The following is a 17,021-nucleotide window of genomic DNA, read 5'->3' as shown; positions in this document are numbered from 1 at the left end:
CATTAGTTTCCGTTTTTTACTGCGTGAAGTCTTCAGGGCTGAAACGGTTTTGTAGGTATTGGCAAAAGAGTTTTCTCATTGTTTTATTGAATTCATCTGATGTTTCATATCTAATCCATCATCTAAAATGCTTATCAATGAAAAAATCAGTACAGTTTATCTATCTTTTATTACTTGTTCCATTCGTTTGTTTTGCTCAGAAGCAAAAAAACATTCCACACCCAAAAAATATTATTTTGTTAATCGGCGATGGAATGGGCACCGCCCAAATCTATGCCGGAATAACCGTCAGTAAGCAAACCACGGGGCAACCACTTAATATTGAACGTAGCCAGGTAATAGGCTTTCATAAAAATCAGCCGACTGATACGTTTATCACTGATTCGGCGGCAGGGGCTACTGCTTTTGCTACAGGAGAAAAAACCTATAATGGTGCTATTGGAGTAGACAAGGATAAAAAACGCCTGACCACTATTCTGGAAATTGCCGAGCAAAAAGGATTAGCCACAGGTTTGGTTGCTACCTGTAATATTACTGATGCCACACCTTCTTCATTTATTGCGCATCAGCCAGCAAGAGCGATGATGGACGAAATTGCCGCCGATTTCCTTCAAACTGATGTTGATGTGTTTATTGGTGGTGGCCGCAAACACTTTGCACAACGCAAGGACAGCAGAAATCTGGTAGAAGATCTGAAAGCAAAGAACTATCAGATTGCTAACACAATTGAAGAAGTACAACAGGTTAAATCGGGCAAACTGGCGGGTTTTCTTGCTGATGAAAACCCTGTTAAAATATCAGAGGGTAGAGGTGACCAACTGTTGGTTTCGCTTCAGACAACTTTGAATATCCTGAAACAAAACAAGAAGGGTTTCTTTATGATGGCTGAAGGCTCTCAGATTGACTGGGGTGGACACGCCAACGATACGCAGTATATCGTAAACGAAATGCTTGATTTTGATAAAGCCATTGGCGCAGCCTTTGATTTTGCCGATAAAGATGGTAATACACTGGTAATTATTACAGCCGACCATGAAACAGGTGGTTTCTCGCTAAACGGTGCCAAAGATGGTGTAATAGATGGTAAGTTTACAACCAAAGGACACACCGGCGTAATGATTCCGGTTTTTGCTTATGGTAAAGGAGCCGAATTATTTTCGGGCATTTATTATAACAACGACATCTTCCACAAAATGCTGAAATCGTTTGATTTCAAATGAAATAGATTTTCATTAATCTAAATACGAAGAGGCTTTTGCAAGAGTATTATTTCTGGTAATACTCTTGCAAAAGCCTCTTCGTTTAGGAGCCATCCATACTGAATGATTAATTTCTAATCTACTCAACTAATATTATTCCAATCATGCAACTTGACTTTTGAAACGGTGTCATTACTAAAACAAATCAGAAACACATTTCATGGAACAAGCCCTGAACCGGAATATTTGGGTAGATTATTTACGCTCGGCATTGACAGTATTGGTGGTGGCACATCATGCCAGCCTAGCCTATACTACCTTTGCCCGATTTGATGCGGAGGCATATATCCGGTCGACACACCCGATTGTGGATGCCAGAAGATGGGTGGGGCTTGATATTTTTGAGAATTTCAATGATGTATTTTTTATGTCGTTGATGTTTTTGATAGGTGGTTTATTCCTGGTTAAGAGTATCGGCAAGAAAGGCTTTTCTGTGTTCATCAAGGATCGATTTTATCGTTTGTTTGTGCCATTTATCACATTGGGGACATTGTTGATGCTGATAGCCTATTTTCCTGCTTATTATATAGCTAAAGGAAGTACTGATATAGTGGCTTATGTAAAAGATTTCTTTATAGTTGAGCAATGGCCAGTTGGCCCACCCTGGTTTATCTGGGTGCTATTCGTTTTTAATTTGCTATTTGCCGTGCTGAGTCTGGTTATCAATAAAATAAGTAAGAATACTGGTAGGTTTATTTCCTCACTTCAACGCAGACCATTCTTGTTTTGTATGCTTTGGTGGGTCTTCACATGGTTATTATATGTACCGATTGCGCATAGGATTGGGGCAGGTACCTGGACAGGCTTTTATCCATTCGATTTTCAGCTGAGTAGATTTTTACTTTATTTTGGCTATTTTCTATTGGGTGTTTTCATTGGCACTACTGATTTTAATTATCAGGTGTTTTCTCCTACATCTGCCATTGTCAGAAAATGGTGGCTTTGGGCAGTATCAGCTTTAGTAGTTTATATAGTTTTAACGATTGTTGAACGAATGGACATATTAGCTGATATGGTCAAGGCGAATCAGCTTGGTGGCTTTAGCGCCTGGATGATTTACTTTAGTATTTATACGGCCTCGTGTACACTGAGTAGTATCGCTTTTATCGCTGCATTCAGACGATTGATTTATCGTTCTTTTGACTGGTGGGATTCGCTGACTGCCAATGCCTATCTGATTTACCTGACTCATTATGTATTTCTGATCTGGATTCAGTTTATACTATTGCCCTATGAATTACCTGCCTTCATCAAATTCCTGATAACGTTTATTTTTTCATTGGCTTTGAGTTGGGGCTTAAGCATACTATTACGAAAAATTAAGGTCATTAATCAATATTTATAAATACTATCTAAGGCCAGCATTAGCCTTATGCACTCATATTAGTTTAATACTATTTTTATGACGAGTATATGTTGTTTGTCGATAAACTGAACGATTCGGAAGATATTTATAAAAACTGAACAAAAACCACCCTTTTTTGTCGACGAACATACAAATCAATACTTCTTCTGCTTTCGTCCTATTAATGTTCCGGTTTAATCTACTCTGATATTTTCTTAAAAAAATACTATATACCTTTGACTCATCAAAGAAAATTATTTATAAAATCTAAACAATCAGTCATATGAAAAAGTCATTCTTAATTTTAGCTCTAGGCTTATTGACAGCCAATTTCAGCTTTGCCAATACCGAAAAACCGGCCATTGTTGCTAAAAAAGCGGATTCAAAAATCTCGGTTCAGGATATCAGCAATTTACGTTTGAGAGTTCTTTTTACTGATCTTGAAAGGAGCACTGCCAATGTGGAAATCTTCAATGCCAAAGGTGATGTTTTCTATAAAGATCTTAGCGAAACCAATAAGCCATTGGTATTGAATCTTGAGCATCTGGAAGATGGTGCCTATACTTTATCAATCAGCTCGGGCGAAGATAAATTAACTTATGATTTCAATATCCAAAGTCAGGTAACTCGTGTTGCGGTATTAAAGAGTAAATAATCGGATGTGTGCATGGAAAGAAGGGCAAGGGTATCATAACCTTTGTCCTTTTTGTTTTTTATAAAGGCTTTTTAGACGTAAAAATTATGAAAAGTCACAGAAATTGAAATATTTTTTATTCGAATATCTATTATCTTCTTCAATCCTGTCTAATTGCTGGATTTGCGGATGAATATTACACACAGTAAATTTTTCAGAATAAATTCTATTGAAATTTTGAGCTATCTGTTTTTCTATTGTAATTTCAATAAGCCATCAGGTAATTATTCAAAAGAGGCCTTATAAATCCCTAAATTCTAAATGCAATAGTCATGAAAAAACTAGCCATTCTCCTATTAATGTTTGTCTCAGGTTTACATACTTTCGGGCAAGCCGCTCAATTATCACCCAATTCTATTCAGATTCCGCAGGTAAATGGTACCAATAGTGTAGCCAATCCTGCCAATGGGATGCTTATTTATAATCTCTCTGACCATAGTTTATATTACCGGAAACAGAGTGAGTGGGTGAAAATCAATAATAATACAAACAATGTAGTGGCTAATCCAACGATTTACTATACGATTACCTCCAGTGGTAATGCCCCTGCTGTTCAGGGCGAAATTACCAGTGGTATCCATGCCGGACAAACCAAAGTAGATTATGTTGACTATAATTTTACCCTTAATTATGATCCGACGAATGCCGGGGGTGCTGGTTCAGGGAAAGCAGTTATTTCACCTGTGAAGATTTCGAAACCAAGGGGGGCAAATTCAATCCCATTTTTCAAAGTCCTGACAAAGGGTTTGCATTTTGATACCATGGAATTCTTTTTTTATGATGCCAGCGACCAATTATACTATAGTGTGAAATTATCTTCGGTCTTTGTTTCCAAGATTGAAAAATCGGAATTGGAGGGTGTTGATACCATTGAATTAAAGTCTTTAAAAATGGGATGGAAAGATTATCCCAGAAATGTATTCGGCACTTTTGATATTACAATGAATAGTTTTACTGATACTTATTGATAGGAAGTCCCGTTAGTAAAGCGTTTCCGATATTGAAAGATCAGGCTATGGTCAGAAATGCCACCAGTTCTATTCTCAGTTATTTAACTTCGTCGATACCTCTTGTCAGATTTGATATGCTTGTTAAAGGAAAAAGCATGATGCAGGCCATTATGTACGATATTGAAAAAGACAAGGTAGTTTTTTTTGAGTGCCGAATACTATACAGGCAGAGTAGAAATGAGAAGAATTATTAAACATTTTGACCAACAGTTCTATCTGTTTTTTGATTGATAGATTATTTATATCAATAACTCATTCCCCAATTATCCCTCTTATTTCTCCTTTTTCCCCTACTTTATTCTCCGTTTATTCATCAAAAGTTCAAAATGAGTAAAAGAAAGTCGAAAATGAGATAACACTTGCTTTGGCTGTTGACATAGCTTTGTGGCATTGATCATCTATTGAAATCTACCACGAAAACTATGAACAACGAATTGCTAATTACGATTGACAAAGGCACGACTGTGAGGTCGAGCAAGATATTAATGCTCAAAGCCGACATTAATTATACACACATACTGCTTGAAGATGGTAGCACGATACTCTCTTCCCGAACATTAGGGATATTCGAAAAACGATTATATAGTTATTCGTTTTTCAGGCCCAATCGCTCTGTGATTATTAATCTCGATTATATGACTAGTTTTCAGAAAGAATCCTTTACCATTAAGATGGAGAATGATGAACTGATTAATATATCTAGAAGGCGCGCCAAACAATTTCTAAAAAGAATTTAAAAAGGCTTCGTCAAAAGACCTTTCGTGGTAGAAAGAATGGAAGTACAGAGGGTGAGTTCATAAGCAATTCTGGACTCCTCTCTTTCCTGAAGCTTTCGACACGGACAAGTTTTCAACGGCTATAGCCACGATTAGTATTAGATAACTCAATAGTTTTAAAAAAAGGGTTTGGTACTATTGAGTAAATCTTATTTATAGAGGTTTCCGATATTTATCAGATACCTCTTTTTTTATAAGCTCTCCAGTAAAAATTTGATGTTTGCAATAACCGCCTTTGCATCATCCTGTTGGATATAATGCCCGCTATTTGACAGATATATCAATGCTCCGCCTTTGCCTGAAGAATGAATCAGTTGTAACCAGCGCCCGATGTTCTTAGAATTTTTTACATGAAAGAAGCGTTCGTGGTCATAGTCTTTACTCTGGTAGGCAGGAGGAACTTCAAATTTGCCCCCTACAAAAAAATAGATAGGTACATTGGGTAAGGGTAGATTTTTTATCTCGGCAAAGTCTGTCTTTCTTAAAGCAGTCAGTAAATGTCTTTCACTCCATGGCCCGAAATTCAGCGAATCATTATGTGCGGCTGGTTTGGTTGGCTGATACAGGCGCTCGTACATCATCTCATCGATGCGCTTTTCGGGCACATTAATTTCTCTGAAAATCTGGTTCCAGTCGTCTTTAGATTCTGTAAAATCTGCCGGGTCTATAAAGACCAGCCCGGCTATATCTTTCGGGTAATATCCTGCAAAACCTCTGGCATATAAGCCGCCTAACGAATGTCCAATTACCACATACGGTGGCGGGATATTAAGTGTGGTTAAAATGGCTTTGAGGTTTTCGGCAGTTGCCTTTGGTGTAGGCACCTGATAAATTTTATCTGATTTTTCTACGCCTGCTCTATCGTAGGCAAAAACAGGCGCTATTCTGGCTAATTCGTCAAGTACTTTATTCCAGCTATCAATGCCCACACCCATACCATTTTCAAAAACGAGAACAGGGGCATTGGGTTTTCTGTTTTCCAGCCCTTTGGTATAGACTGCAAAATTTTTGTCATTTACTTTTACTAAGCGTTCCTGAGAATAAGCTGTCAATGTTGCCAGTAGCAGGAAGAGGTAGAGGAGTTTTTTCATTAGATTTAAGTTGAATAAATGATATTTATGCAATAGACTTGTCTACCATTTCAGTTTAGGGTTTATTTTTCGAATAAATCAGATAATCATAGTAATACTATTCAAATTAAGCCAACTATCTTAAATCTTACCGAAATAGCTTTAAAGAAATCTGACCAAACGAACGAACTTTCAATCACAAATCTACCTTAATGTAAAAATTCATCTAAAATAATTTGAATAGCTTTTGCTGTCACTATTTCTTGTATTTAAGCCATATTAATTTCTATTGTACAACCCTGATAAAGTTTTCTGCACGCTAAGGAGTCAAACCCTGCCTCTGTATTAAGAAGCACCCTTTAGCTGAAATTCTGGCTTCTTGCACGAGGTTCAACAATTGATGAATATGTTCTATAACCTCAATTAAATCATATCATTCAACCTAATTAGTTCTGAAATAGCAATGAACACACCTTTCTATTTAGGTGACATTATGAGACAGATTCATTTTCAATTATAACGAATTGGCGCGATTTTTGATAAAAAAATTATTTTAGAAAATTGATTTTTTTTTCTTTTTTTTAAATTTGCAGTTTAAAATTTAACTTCTGTGGCTTCAAAATTTAAATGATAATTATTGTAAAATTCTTAGAATTTCATTTTAATAAAAATGAAGGATTTAAAATTAGCCGAAAAGAGAAGAATAGAAGCTGTTCATCAATTCCTGAAAATAGATTTTGATAAATCTAAAGAATATCAGGAAATAGTAGATCTCGCTGCTGAACTTTGTGAAAAACCTGTTGCATTATTAACCCTTTTAGACAAAGATGTAAATTGGCTGAAAGTCCGCTCAGGAGTAAATATCCAAATTATGCCAAAAGAGACTTCCTTTTGCCAATATGTTGTTCAATCAGAATCTTTGATGGTTGTTGACGATGTAACAAAGGATAGTAGATTTGATAATAATCCGTTAGTTTACACTGACCCCAAAGTCCGTTTTTATGCCGGAGCCCCTCTTTTATTAAGTAGCGGTATAACCATTGGGTCATTATGCTTGTTCGATCTAAAACCCAATAGTCTTACATCTCTTCAACAGAAAACGCTCTCCGTTTTATCAAGTCAGATTACCAACCTGATGGAACTTGAACTCAGCCATAAACTTCTTAATTTAAAAGTAGAAGAAATAGAAGAAAGAAATAAGTCACTACAAAAAATTGCATTTATACAATCTCATGAAATTCGTCATCCTTTAACAACCATTATGGGATTAGTAGATCTTATTAGACATAAGTATCAGGAAGTTGATGAAGAATGGATACAAATGATTGTTGAGGCAACAAATAAACTCGACAATAAAATTTTGTCTATTGTAAATGAAACGATAGAAAATAAGGATATCCGGACAACCAGGTTTTATAAAATGGTTGAGGAAATTGAAGACTATGCGATCATTCTTTTAGACAAAGAAGGAAATATTGAAAACTGGAATAATGGTGCCCAAAAAATTAAAGGCTATAAAGCTATTGAAATTGTAGGCAAAAATTTATCTACGTTTTATACAAAAGAAGACTTAGCAGAGCAACGTCCACAAAAATTAATTAATCAGGCCAGAGAGCAAGGTTTTGCCAAAGATGAAGGCTGGCGAGTCAAAAAAGACGGTTCAAGATTTTGGGGAAGCGTACTTATTACTGCTATTCATAACCAAGAAGGAGAAGTAATTGGGTTTACAAAAGTTACCAGAGATTTAAGCGAAAAGAAAGAGAGAGAAGATGCTAACATTGCGTACATTGATTACCTTGAAGACCAGATTAAAAAGTTAAGTGCGTAATAATTACATAGAATCGTTGATACTTGTATCAGTAGCTTAATGACGAGAAAATAAACAATTTTGCTAATTGGTTGTTTTCAAATAATATGAAACAAAAAGATGTAGATGAATCAAAATGACTTTTTAAAAGAGATAAACTGCTTTTTATTAGTAGACGATGATAAAATTACTAATTTACTTCACTCAAAATTACTTAAGGTCTGCAATGTACAGAGCCACGTTCAAATAGTAACTTCTGGTTTGATGGCTCTTGATTTTCTGACTTGTAAAGGGGCATATACAAGCAACAAAAATATCCCTCAATCTGGTATTATTTTTCTTGATATTAATATGCCGGAAATGAACGGGTGGGAGTTTTTGGATGAGTATAAAAAATTTGACAAAGTAACGAGGTCCAAGTTTTTTATTGTTATGCTTACTTCGTCTATTGACCCAAGTGATAAAAACAAAGCAGATGAAATAGAGGATATAAAAATGTTCTTAACGAAACCTTTGACAAAGGGGAATTTATTAAGTATCCTCAATAACTATTATTTATATGAATCAAGTTTGAATTGAGAAGGCAATTTGCAAAAGTTTGTTTTATTTTCAATTGTCAGGATAGAAATACTGATTTTATATCTTATATACTTTTCAACTATCGAAATCAGTATCGCATTAGGGTCTCAGTTTTAGTTGGCTCTTATATTTTAGGCAGAATTAACAATAACTTTTAGAGTAATAAGCCCGGTATTCTATCAGGCTTATGTCATTTCATATGCATACATATTTGTATGCTTCTTTCACTAGTGCTAACAGATCTTTTATCCCACGCCTTTTGATTTAATCACATTTTCTCCAAAGCATTATAGGTTTTTCATATATTTACTACACCTTGCTTACAGAACAAATCTCTTAATTTTAACTTATGATCTATGAAAAAGACGTTGCTACTGCTATTCATTATTAGCTTGCTTTCCGAGCTTATTTATGCCCAGAATGATGATAAAATTGTATTGGGTAAAAATGATAAAGTCCATTCAAAAATACTAAACGAAAACCGCCGGATTATGGTCTATGTACCTGGTGGAGGCGGGGATATTTTCACTAAGAAAAAATATCCAGTTGTATACTTATTAGATGGTGATGCCCACTTTTTCTCGGTTGTAGGTATGATTCAGCAATTAAGCAGTGTGAATGGCAATACCATTTGTCCCGAAATGATTGTAGTAGGAATACCTAATACCAGACGCACCAGAGACCTGACTCCCACCCATGTGGATGTTGACCCACCTTTCATGGATAGCACTTCTTCAAAACCTTCGGGCGGAGGTGAAAAGTTTATGGCATTTATAGAAAAAGAACTGATGCCTCATATTGACTCGCTCTACCCTACTCAGCCTTATAAAATACTGATAGGTCACTCATTTGGTGGTTTAACCGTAATGAATGCCTTGATTAATCATACTCATTTATTCAATGCGTATGTGGCAATAGACCCGAGTATGTGGTGGGATCAGATACGATTTTTAAAGACCACCAAGAAAGCCCTTACAGATAAAAAATATGCCGGAATCTACTTATACTTAGGCATAGCCAACACCATGTCAGAAGGGATGACTGTTGCTAAATTAGCTAAAGATAAATCTTCCGACAACGCGCACATCCGCTCTATTTTTGAGTTGGATAATCATCTGAAAGCCAGTAAGCAAAACCTGCTAAAATATAAGAGTAAATATTATGCTACTGACGACCATAGTTCGGTGCCCTTGATTAGTGAATATGATGCCTTGCATTTCATTTTCAGTTATTATCCACTTAAATTGACTATGAAGGATTATAAGGATACTACTACTGTATTGGCGGGTAAATACCAGAAACATTTCGAAACAGTTTCTAAAGAATTCGGGTATCAGGTAAAACCTGATGAAGAAACTATTAATATGATGGGCTATAATGCACTTGGACAAAAGCAGTATAAAAAAGCGGAAAGTTTCTTCAAAATGAATGTGGTTAATTATCCGGAAAGTGTCAATGTTTATGATTCTTATGGCGACTATTTTGTTGCTAAAAAAGATACTGCCCGTGCTATCGAACAATTTAAGAAAACATTGGCAATCAAAGAAATTCCAGAGACAAGGAAGAAACTGGAGGAATTAACAAAGCATTAAACAAATTACCAATCATTGTAGTTTAAATAACATCGTTTAGCAATATACGTTTAATGGTATTGCTAAACGATGTTATAATAACCTGATTACCTTAAAAAACTTTTGTTATGCCATTAAAAAAATGCCTCCTGCCACTTCTTTTATGCCTTTTCATTTTCCAAGCTCTTTCAGGACAAGTACTTAAACCCGGATTTGATAAGGCGGAATATATTGAAACCCTGAAAATTAACCAGAAAGTACATATTGCCCTGAATAAATGGGCAGACTCTAGCAGTATGCCTGAACCACAAGACCATCGTTTCCTTTATCGCTCTCCGGTTGTGGCTTTTGATAATCTTTGGGATTTATGGATACACAAGACCAAACCTGTGGCTATCATTGCAGTACAAGGGAGTATTCCGACACAGGCAAGTTTTTTAGCTAATCTTTATGCGGCAATGATTCCGGCTAAAGGGGAGTTACAACTAGACAAAAACTTCAAATTCTCGTATAAGCTATCCAATAACCCCAACTCTGCCGTGCATGTAGGGTGGTTTGTGGCTATGGCGTATTTATCAAAAAGCATTGAGCATAAAATCGATTCATGTTATAAAGCAGGTATCAAAGATTTTATTCTGACAGGGCATAGCCAGGGCGGTGGAATTACTTTTCTCCTTAATGCCTATCTGGAAAACCTGAAAGCAGAAAAGAAACTGCCACAGGATATTCGATTCAAAACCTATTGCAGTGCTGGTCCCAAGCCAGGTAATTTATTTTTTGCTTATGATTACGAAAATATGACCAGGGGCGGCTGGGCATATAATGTTGTAAACACGGCAGACTGGGTTCCGGATGTACCTTTTTCTCTGCAAACTATTAACGATTTCACGCCTGTCAACCCTTTTCATGGGGCAAAGGCTATGATAAAAAAACAGAAGTTTCCGAAGAATCTGGCTTTAAAACATATTTATAACAAAATGAGCAAACCAAGCCTGAAAGCCCAGAAAAACTATCAGAAATATCTGGGAAGAATGGTTTCGATGGCCGTAAAAAAACAAATTCCTGATTTTGTTACCCCTCAATATTATGAGAGCAACTACTATGTCCGAACAGGCAGTATCATTGTCTTAACACCAGATGAAGATTATTTTAAACGCTATTCTAATACCCCGGATAGCCCCAATATCTGGTTACATCATTTTCCGAAAAATTATCTTGAACTCGTAGAGAAAATAAAATAATAATCTGACGTATTATGCCAATGATAAGAGTCGGTTAGTAGTCCGTCAGAATTCCGGATATGATATTCCTATCAGCGGTGAATTATTCGATACCACAATTTTTAGTGGGTATAAGATAAATTAGGATATGGAATTTTCATTCATATAAAATTTCAAAGAAATCTTATAAACATTTTCTGAAAACTGAAATTTATGGTAAATTTTGAGTCTCAATAGTATCTGTCCTCTTTTATAACCATAAACCCATCAGAAAATGAGCCTAATCATTACCATTATTGTTGGCGCCGTAGCAGGCTGGCTGGCAGACCGTGCCTTTAAAAGTTTCAGTTTATCTACTTTGTATCAGATTTTACTAGGTATAGCCGGGGCTCTGGTAGGCCATTGGTTATTAGAAGGTGAGCTTCATACGATGTTGGGCTTACCAGATATCATCAGCCGCATTGCAGAAGCATTTGTGGGTGCATCAGTTATTTTATTAGGTGTCATGCTTTATAGAAGATATTCTAAAAAAGCGTAACAGATTAGCAATTGAGATAGCTTTGAGCAATCAGGGCTATCTTGTTTATTTATTGATAGCCTATTTTTATCAGTTGCTTTGAATAAATCGTATTAGCATTACTCAGGTAATTTTTTATTTCTTTCGCTTTTAAAATTTCAGTAGGCAAACCTTTAGCATTGTATGTATAATTATAATTAAGTACGTAGCTTTCTTTCAATTCACCTACATTGTTTCTTTCTGTTTTTGCGATTTTTAATACATTTCTATCAGAATAATTTAAGAGTCTTCCCAGAATCATATCATCAAAATGCGAAAAGGGAGTAATAGTCAGGTAGCCGGGGATTGCTGGTCTGTATTTATCATCAAAACTTACTACATAGTAGTAGTAGATACTCTTATCTGCATTCAGTACCTGAACAGTTATTATATTATCTTCTACTGAATAAACTACATCTCTTTCTCCATATTTCATAACCAGGTGCTGTGAATTAAACTCTTTTATGATAGTTCCATACTGTGAAGAAGTAGAAACAACCCGATTGGGATAGACTTTTACAGTTTCTTTATTATTGAGAACAGCGTTAGACTCTTGCATGATATATTCTTTTATGTTGTTATCAGCGTCGTAGTTATAAATACGCTCTCTTAAAAACTGTTTATCAAACCACAAGAATTCTTTTACCTTAATGAGTTTATTTTTCTCGTTATAATAAAAATCCAGATCAACAATTTTCTGACTATCATATCTGACACTCGGGAGGCCATAGTCATTATATCTATAATCTCCGTCCATCCATACATCTTCAAATTTTATAATTTCACCGGTGGGTGAATACTTTATTTTAAACCTTATTTCTCTGGCGGCTTCGAGATAGTAAGTATCAGGCGTATTTCTGACCTCGTATGCATTTACCAAGTTTTTCGGATAAAAATCTGACCTTCTGAGGAAATAAAGCGATGGAATATCAGGGCGGACCTCATAATGAACAGTATCTTCCAGAGGATTTTTAGTAGTATTCGAATCAAGAACCACTTCTCCCATTATTTCCGGCTCAATATCTACTATATCGACCCTACAGGAAATAAGCGAAAGCATAAAAAATGTGACCCCAAGAATTAAGTATATGATTTTCATTAATAGCATTTTTTGAAATGACTATACTAGGCGTTAATACGTTGTATGGCTTATAAAAGAAATCAGGAATATTTGTATTTATTAACCTATGTTAATGCTATCCTTTTTGCCTCTCTTCAATTTTGTGTCATTAACAATCACCAGATAATGACCCGAATTCTCTTCATATTTTTCACCATTTTGCTTTTGACAACAGGCAAAGCACAATCTCATATAGACGTTATGGAAACAAAAAAGCCTTATACCATTCTGGTATTAATGAATGCTACTCCTCAGTGGCTTAGCCTCGCAAGAGACCAACGAAGTGAGTTTTTTAAAAAACAGGTGATGCCGATTTTTCAGAAAGTCGGGCAGGCTGTTGAAGTCAAGTTATTTGATAGTGAATACTTTCATGCCAAGGTTTCTGATTTTATGATTATTAGTACTGGGAACCTTGATCAATATAAGTTGTTGATTGAATTTTTAAGGGACTCTAAAATATATGGCGTGCCTTATTTTGAGGTTATAGATATTATTATCGGGCAGGAGAATTTGTTTGAGGATTTTAATGAGGTTTTGAGGAGGAATTGAATTGGATAGATAAGAAATAATGTAGGGGTTCAAAATTTTGAACCCCTACCGAAATACATTTTACAAATTTTCAAAAAAAAATTCCTCCCATTTGTCCAAATCTGAAAATTGGGTTGTCATTAGGCTTTAAAAATAAATCTTAATAACAATGGAACCTAGAATCAACGTTCAACAACAACAAGGGATGAGTGCCTTATATGGCTTTGGTAAACATTTATCAAAATCTGGTATCGAGAAACCTTTATTACATCTGTTGTATTATCGTGTTTCTCAAATCAATGGCTGTGCTTTTTGTCTGGATATGCACTCGAAAGATTTATTAGCAGCAGGTGAAAGCGCGCAACGCTTGCTTGTGATGGATGCCTGGAGAGAAGCCCCATTCTATAGCGAGAGAGAACGTGCGGCCTTAGCCTATGCCGAGGCACTCACAGTAATCAAAAGCAGTCTGGTGTCTGAAGAAGTGTATGAGCAGGCCGCGGCCCAGTTTTCTGAATCAGAGTTGATGGATTTAACCATTGCCGTGATAGCAATTAATAGCTACAATCGTATTAATATTGCATTTGGCGCACCCGTGGGTACTTATCAGGTCGGACAATTTAATTAACATCGTAGCTATGGAAGAATTCGTATTAATATTCAGAAGAGACTCGGAGACGAAAGAGAATCAGCCCTCTCCTGCTGATATGCAGGCATCTATCAAACCGTGGCAGGATTGGTTAGGGGGCATTGCTGCCCAGAATAAACTGGTGAGTTCGGGCAATAGATTGCACCCCGAAGGCAAGGTAGTGAAACCGAATAATGTAGTGATAAATGGCCCTTATGCTGAAATCAAAGAAGCGATTGGTGGGTTTATTATTGTACGCGCTGCTGATTTTGAGGAAGCTGTGGAGATGGCGAAGGGTTGTCCGGCGCTTAAGGAACCGTGGAATGCGAATGTGGAGGTTAGGAGGATTATTAACAATGCTTAAAAAATGATGTTGCCTTTACCAGTTGGCAAAGGCAACATTACTAGTCCATGAAAGAAAAAGAACTAATACCACACTTATTCAGAACGGAGTACCGGAAGATTGTTGCTGTACTTTGCTATTTATTTGGCATTGAGCACATTGAAACCGCTGAGGATATTGTGAGTGATACTTTTTTGTCGGCTACTGAATTGTGGAGTCAGAAAGGGATACCTGATAATCCGACGGGATGGTTGTATGCGGTTGCTAAAAACAAGACTAAGAATCATCTGAAACATCATGCTATTTTTACAAAGAAGCTGGCAGTTGAATTGAAATATGGGGCTGTGGATTCGGAAGAAATTGAGATTGATTTATCCAGCAAGAGTATTAAAGATAGTCAGTTAGCTATGATTTTTACGGTTTGTAATCCTTGTATTTCTATTGAATCGCAAATTGCTTTGGCGTTGAATCTGCTTTGTGGTTTTGGTATTCAGGAAATTGCTGATGCTTTTCTGACCAATAAAGAGGTGATTTACAAGCGCCTCAATCGAGCCAAAGAAAAACTGAAAGCTGAAAAGATAAAAATTGAACAACCTACCCCAACTGAAATAGATGAACGGTTGGATACAGTATTAACTACGCTTTATCTGCTATTCAGCGAGGGATATTATTCTACTTCACAAAATACGGTTCTTCGCAAGGATCTTTGTGCTGAGGCCATGAGGCTTGTTTATTTATTAATTGAAAATGGGGATACCAATAAGCCATCTACCAATGCCCTGATGTCGTTGATGTGTTTTCATGCCTCACGTTTTGAGGCGAGGATGAATGAGAAAGGGGAAGTGATTCTCTACGAAGATCAGGATACGAATTTGTGGAATCAGGAATTGATTAGTAAAGGTGAGTATTTTCTGGAACAGGCTTCAAAAGGTAAATATCTTTCTAAATATCATCTGGAGGCGGGTATTGCCTATTGGCATACACAAAAGGAAGATACCAACCAGAAATGGGAAGGTATCCTCCAATTGTATAATCGTTTATTGCAGATTGAATATTCTCCTATTGCGGCACTAAACAGAACCTATGCCCTTGCCAAAGCCAATGGTAAAGAAGAAGCGATTATTGAGGCTGAAAAATTATCTCTTACCGATAATCACTTCTATTATTCACTATTAGGCAATTTATATACAGGCGTTGATAATGAAAAAGCATTACAACATTTCGAGAATGCCTTAAAACTGGCGCATTCTGATACTGATAAAGCTATCATAAACCGAAATATCCAAAAGATTACGCCTTAACCTTTAATTCCTTTAGATATTCCCATTTTAATACTTTATTTCTCAATTTCAGGAATGGTTTTTCGACTATTATTTGCAATAGCCATGCACCTAACATCGATGTAAGCATACACAAAACAAGCATCAATACACTTTCTTTAGCTATGCCCAGCTTTGCCAGTTGCTCTTGCGAAACGTGTACAACAATCTTATGTGTGAGGTAAAGTCCATACGATAAGGAGGCAACTGTGAAAGTGATTTTTGAAGGAAAACGATACAAAAATACTTTTGGGCTAATGGCAGCAATGACAACCAATCCATATCCCAGAGCAATAATCGGGAAACCAAAAATGGATGCGCCAAATGAAACCTGTTCTTTACATAAGAAATAGGCTCCTACCAACACGGCGACTCCTGCCAATAATAGATAATTCCCGTATTGTTGGAGTTGTTGTTTTAGTTTTGGTCTGAACTGAAAAACAGCCGCTATCGTCACCCCTACCAACAGCCCATCTAAGCGGCTATAAATGGGGTAATAAATCCATTTATACCAGATTACCCAGAAATTATCCGTCTCTTTAAACGGCTCAACAAAATTAGTCCACATATAAAACCTTATGAAAAAACCCGCTAGGAACAGAAACGCTAATAAAGCAGAAGCTTTCTTGAAAATCTTCCCATTGATTAATCCTATCAGAATAAGCGGCAGAAATAAATAAAACTGCTCTTCAATACAAAGCGACCATGCGTGAGAGAAAGTACCTTGTGTACGCAAATCAAGCCCAAGATTCTGGGTAAATGTCAGGTATTTCCAAAGGGGAGCAAGTGCTTCTCTTTCTCTCAGATAGGGAAATAAGAAATACAAGGCTAATACTGTCAGATAGGCCGGAATAATTCTGAAAAAGCGTTTCAGAAAAAACTCTTTGAATGAAATAGCTTGCTGCCGGCCTATTTTGGCAAAGAGTTGGGCTGAAATCAGATAGCCACTCAACACAAAGAAAAGATCAACACCTGTCCAGCCGAATTTTCCAATCGAATAGAGCCATTCGGGGCTGGGGAACATAATGCTGTAATGGTAAAGAAACACATAGGTAATGGCAAATGCACGCAGATGATCAAGCCCAACGAGCTTGTGGTTGTGCGGGAGTTTTTCAACTCCTGGGGTACGAGTCATACAATTTCTGGGTATTAAACGGTGAGTATCAGGAAAGCTTGTTTTTTGCTACAATTTAACCAGA

Annotated in this window: 17 protein-coding genes; 14 read left to right on the top strand and 3 right to left on the bottom strand. The window is 36.4% G+C overall.

Going from position 1 to position 17,021, the window contains the following annotated elements; genetic code table 11:
- Positions 1-137 precede the first annotated feature (137 nt).
- The 5 genes from ACYVFA_RS16145 (at position 138) to ACYVFA_RS16125 (ending at position 5,045) form a co-directional block, all read left to right on the top strand.
- On the top strand, positions 138-1,220 hold the full coding sequence (locus tag ACYVFA_RS16145) for an alkaline phosphatase (RefSeq protein ID WP_460472878.1): 1,083 nt from the start codon (positions 138-140) through the stop codon (positions 1,218-1,220).
- Between the two features lie 199 nt (positions 1,221-1,419).
- A complete protein-coding gene (locus tag ACYVFA_RS16140) occupies positions 1,420-2,604 on the top strand; it encodes an acyltransferase family protein (protein ID WP_460472877.1) in 1,185 nt (394 codons plus the stop codon).
- Positions 2,605-2,887: 283 nt separating this feature from the next.
- Complete coding sequence (locus tag ACYVFA_RS16135) at positions 2,888-3,259, top strand: DUF3244 domain-containing protein (RefSeq protein ID WP_460472876.1); 372 nt, start codon at positions 2,888-2,890, stop codon at positions 3,257-3,259.
- A 311-nt stretch (positions 3,260-3,570) separates the two neighbouring features.
- The gene (locus ACYVFA_RS16130) at positions 3,571-4,266 is read left to right on the top strand and encodes an Hcp family type VI secretion system effector (RefSeq protein WP_460472875.1); all 696 of its coding nucleotides are present in this window, start codon (positions 3,571-3,573) and stop codon (positions 4,264-4,266) included.
- 464 nt (positions 4,267-4,730) lie between these two features.
- Positions 4,731-5,045: a LytR/AlgR family response regulator transcription factor gene (locus ACYVFA_RS16125; protein WP_460472874.1), complete on the top strand. Its 315-nt coding sequence runs from the start codon at positions 4,731-4,733 to the stop codon at positions 5,043-5,045.
- Between the two features lie 230 nt (positions 5,046-5,275).
- On the opposite strand, the gene ACYVFA_RS16120 is transcribed toward ACYVFA_RS16125, so the two are convergent.
- The gene (locus ACYVFA_RS16120; protein ID WP_460472873.1) at positions 5,276-6,175 is read right to left on the bottom strand and encodes an alpha/beta fold hydrolase; all 900 of its coding nucleotides are present in this window, start codon (positions 6,173-6,175) and stop codon (positions 5,276-5,278) included.
- 649 nt (positions 6,176-6,824) lie between these two features.
- On the opposite strand from ACYVFA_RS16120, the gene ACYVFA_RS16115 reads away from it, so the two are divergent.
- From ACYVFA_RS16115 to ACYVFA_RS16095, 5 genes are all read left to right on the top strand, one after another.
- Positions 6,825-7,982, top strand: coding sequence for a PAS domain S-box protein (locus ACYVFA_RS16115; protein WP_460472872.1), 1,158 nt, complete (start codon positions 6,825-6,827; stop codon positions 7,980-7,982).
- Positions 7,983-8,087: 105 nt separating this feature from the next.
- Positions 8,088-8,540 (top strand): response regulator, encoded by a 453-nt coding sequence (locus ACYVFA_RS16110; RefSeq protein ID WP_460472871.1) that lies wholly within the window; start codon positions 8,088-8,090, stop codon positions 8,538-8,540.
- Positions 8,541-8,896: 356 nt separating this feature from the next.
- Positions 8,897-10,132 carry an alpha/beta hydrolase-fold protein gene (locus ACYVFA_RS16105; protein ID WP_460472870.1) on the top strand — a complete coding sequence of 412 codons (1,236 nt, stop codon included), beginning with the start codon at positions 8,897-8,899 and terminating at the stop codon, positions 10,130-10,132.
- Between the two features lie 107 nt (positions 10,133-10,239).
- Positions 10,240-11,352 carry a lipase family protein gene (locus tag ACYVFA_RS16100; protein WP_460472869.1) on the top strand — a complete coding sequence of 371 codons (1,113 nt, stop codon included), beginning with the start codon at positions 10,240-10,242 and terminating at the stop codon, positions 11,350-11,352.
- Positions 11,353-11,605: 253 nt separating this feature from the next.
- Positions 11,606-11,869 carry a GlsB/YeaQ/YmgE family stress response membrane protein gene (locus tag ACYVFA_RS16095; RefSeq protein ID WP_460472868.1) on the top strand — a complete coding sequence of 88 codons (264 nt, stop codon included), beginning with the start codon at positions 11,606-11,608 and terminating at the stop codon, positions 11,867-11,869.
- Between the two features lie 49 nt (positions 11,870-11,918).
- Here the strand turns inward: ACYVFA_RS16095 and ACYVFA_RS16090 are convergent, their stop codons facing one another.
- Positions 11,919-12,986 carry a hypothetical protein gene (locus ACYVFA_RS16090; RefSeq protein WP_460472867.1) on the bottom strand — a complete coding sequence of 356 codons (1,068 nt, stop codon included), beginning with the start codon at positions 12,984-12,986 and terminating at the stop codon, positions 11,919-11,921.
- A 222-nt stretch (positions 12,987-13,208) separates the two neighbouring features.
- Between ACYVFA_RS16090 and ACYVFA_RS16085 the strand changes: the two genes are divergently transcribed.
- From ACYVFA_RS16085 to ACYVFA_RS16070, 4 genes are all read left to right on the top strand, one after another.
- Positions 13,209-13,556 carry a darcynin family protein gene (locus tag ACYVFA_RS16085; protein ID WP_460472866.1) on the top strand — a complete coding sequence of 116 codons (348 nt, stop codon included), beginning with the start codon at positions 13,209-13,211 and terminating at the stop codon, positions 13,554-13,556.
- A 148-nt stretch (positions 13,557-13,704) separates the two neighbouring features.
- Entirely contained in the window at positions 13,705-14,160 is a 456-nt protein-coding gene (locus ACYVFA_RS16080) for a carboxymuconolactone decarboxylase family protein (RefSeq protein WP_460472865.1), read from the top strand.
- Between the two features lie 10 nt (positions 14,161-14,170).
- Positions 14,171-14,524, top strand: coding sequence for a YciI family protein (locus ACYVFA_RS16075; RefSeq protein WP_460472864.1), 354 nt, complete (start codon positions 14,171-14,173; stop codon positions 14,522-14,524).
- A gap of 47 nt (positions 14,525-14,571) precedes the next feature.
- Positions 14,572-15,804, top strand: a complete 1,233-nt coding sequence (locus ACYVFA_RS16070) for an RNA polymerase sigma factor (RefSeq protein WP_460472863.1) — start codon at positions 14,572-14,574, stop codon at positions 15,802-15,804.
- On the opposite strand, the gene ACYVFA_RS16065 is transcribed toward ACYVFA_RS16070, so the two are convergent.
- On the bottom strand, positions 15,794-16,957 hold the full coding sequence (locus ACYVFA_RS16065; RefSeq protein ID WP_460472862.1) for an acyltransferase family protein: 1,164 nt from the start codon (positions 16,955-16,957) through the stop codon (positions 15,794-15,796). The genes ACYVFA_RS16070 and ACYVFA_RS16065 overlap by 11 nt on opposite strands.
- Positions 16,958-17,021: the final 64 nt, after the last annotated feature.

This window comes from Emticicia fontis, assembly GCF_054779675.1.
Note: the sequence above shows the minus strand (reverse complement) of the source record. Positions and strands in the feature narration are given on the sequence as shown.

Bases quoted from the DNA above. Each gene is read 5' to 3' on its own strand.
- ACYVFA_RS16090 (WP_460472867.1), bottom strand. From the start codon at position 12,986: ATGAAAATCATATACTTAATTCTTGGGGTCACATTTTTTATGCTTTCG.
- ACYVFA_RS16065 (WP_460472862.1), bottom strand. From the start codon at position 16,957: ATGACTCGTACCCCAGGAGTTGAAAAACTCCCGCACAACCACAAGCTC.
- ACYVFA_RS16125 (WP_460472874.1), top strand. From the start codon at position 4,731: ATGAACAACGAATTGCTAATTACGATTGACAAAGGCACGACTGTGAGG.
- ACYVFA_RS16145 (WP_460472878.1), top strand. From the start codon at position 138: ATGAAAAAATCAGTACAGTTTATCTATCTTTTATTACTTGTTCCATTC.
- ACYVFA_RS16135 (WP_460472876.1), top strand. From the start codon at position 2,888: ATGAAAAAGTCATTCTTAATTTTAGCTCTAGGCTTATTGACAGCCAAT.
- ACYVFA_RS16130 (WP_460472875.1), top strand. From the start codon at position 3,571: ATGAAAAAACTAGCCATTCTCCTATTAATGTTTGTCTCAGGTTTACAT.
- ACYVFA_RS16085 (WP_460472866.1), top strand. From the start codon at position 13,209: ATGGAAACAAAAAAGCCTTATACCATTCTGGTATTAATGAATGCTACT.
- ACYVFA_RS16120 (WP_460472873.1), bottom strand. From the start codon at position 6,175: ATGAAAAAACTCCTCTACCTCTTCCTGCTACTGGCAACATTGACAGCT.
- ACYVFA_RS16075 (WP_460472864.1), top strand. From the start codon at position 14,171: ATGGAAGAATTCGTATTAATATTCAGAAGAGACTCGGAGACGAAAGAG.
- ACYVFA_RS16105 (WP_460472870.1), top strand. From the start codon at position 8,897: ATGAAAAAGACGTTGCTACTGCTATTCATTATTAGCTTGCTTTCCGAG.
- ACYVFA_RS16100 (WP_460472869.1), top strand. From the start codon at position 10,240: ATGCCATTAAAAAAATGCCTCCTGCCACTTCTTTTATGCCTTTTCATT.
- ACYVFA_RS16095 (WP_460472868.1), top strand. From the start codon at position 11,606: ATGAGCCTAATCATTACCATTATTGTTGGCGCCGTAGCAGGCTGGCTG.
- ACYVFA_RS16115 (WP_460472872.1), top strand. From the start codon at position 6,825: ATGAAGGATTTAAAATTAGCCGAAAAGAGAAGAATAGAAGCTGTTCAT.
- ACYVFA_RS16080 (WP_460472865.1), top strand. From the start codon at position 13,705: ATGGAACCTAGAATCAACGTTCAACAACAACAAGGGATGAGTGCCTTA.
- ACYVFA_RS16110 (WP_460472871.1), top strand. From the start codon at position 8,088: ATGAATCAAAATGACTTTTTAAAAGAGATAAACTGCTTTTTATTAGTA.
- ACYVFA_RS16140 (WP_460472877.1), top strand. From the start codon at position 1,420: ATGGAACAAGCCCTGAACCGGAATATTTGGGTAGATTATTTACGCTCG.
- ACYVFA_RS16070 (WP_460472863.1), top strand. From the start codon at position 14,572: ATGAAAGAAAAAGAACTAATACCACACTTATTCAGAACGGAGTACCGG.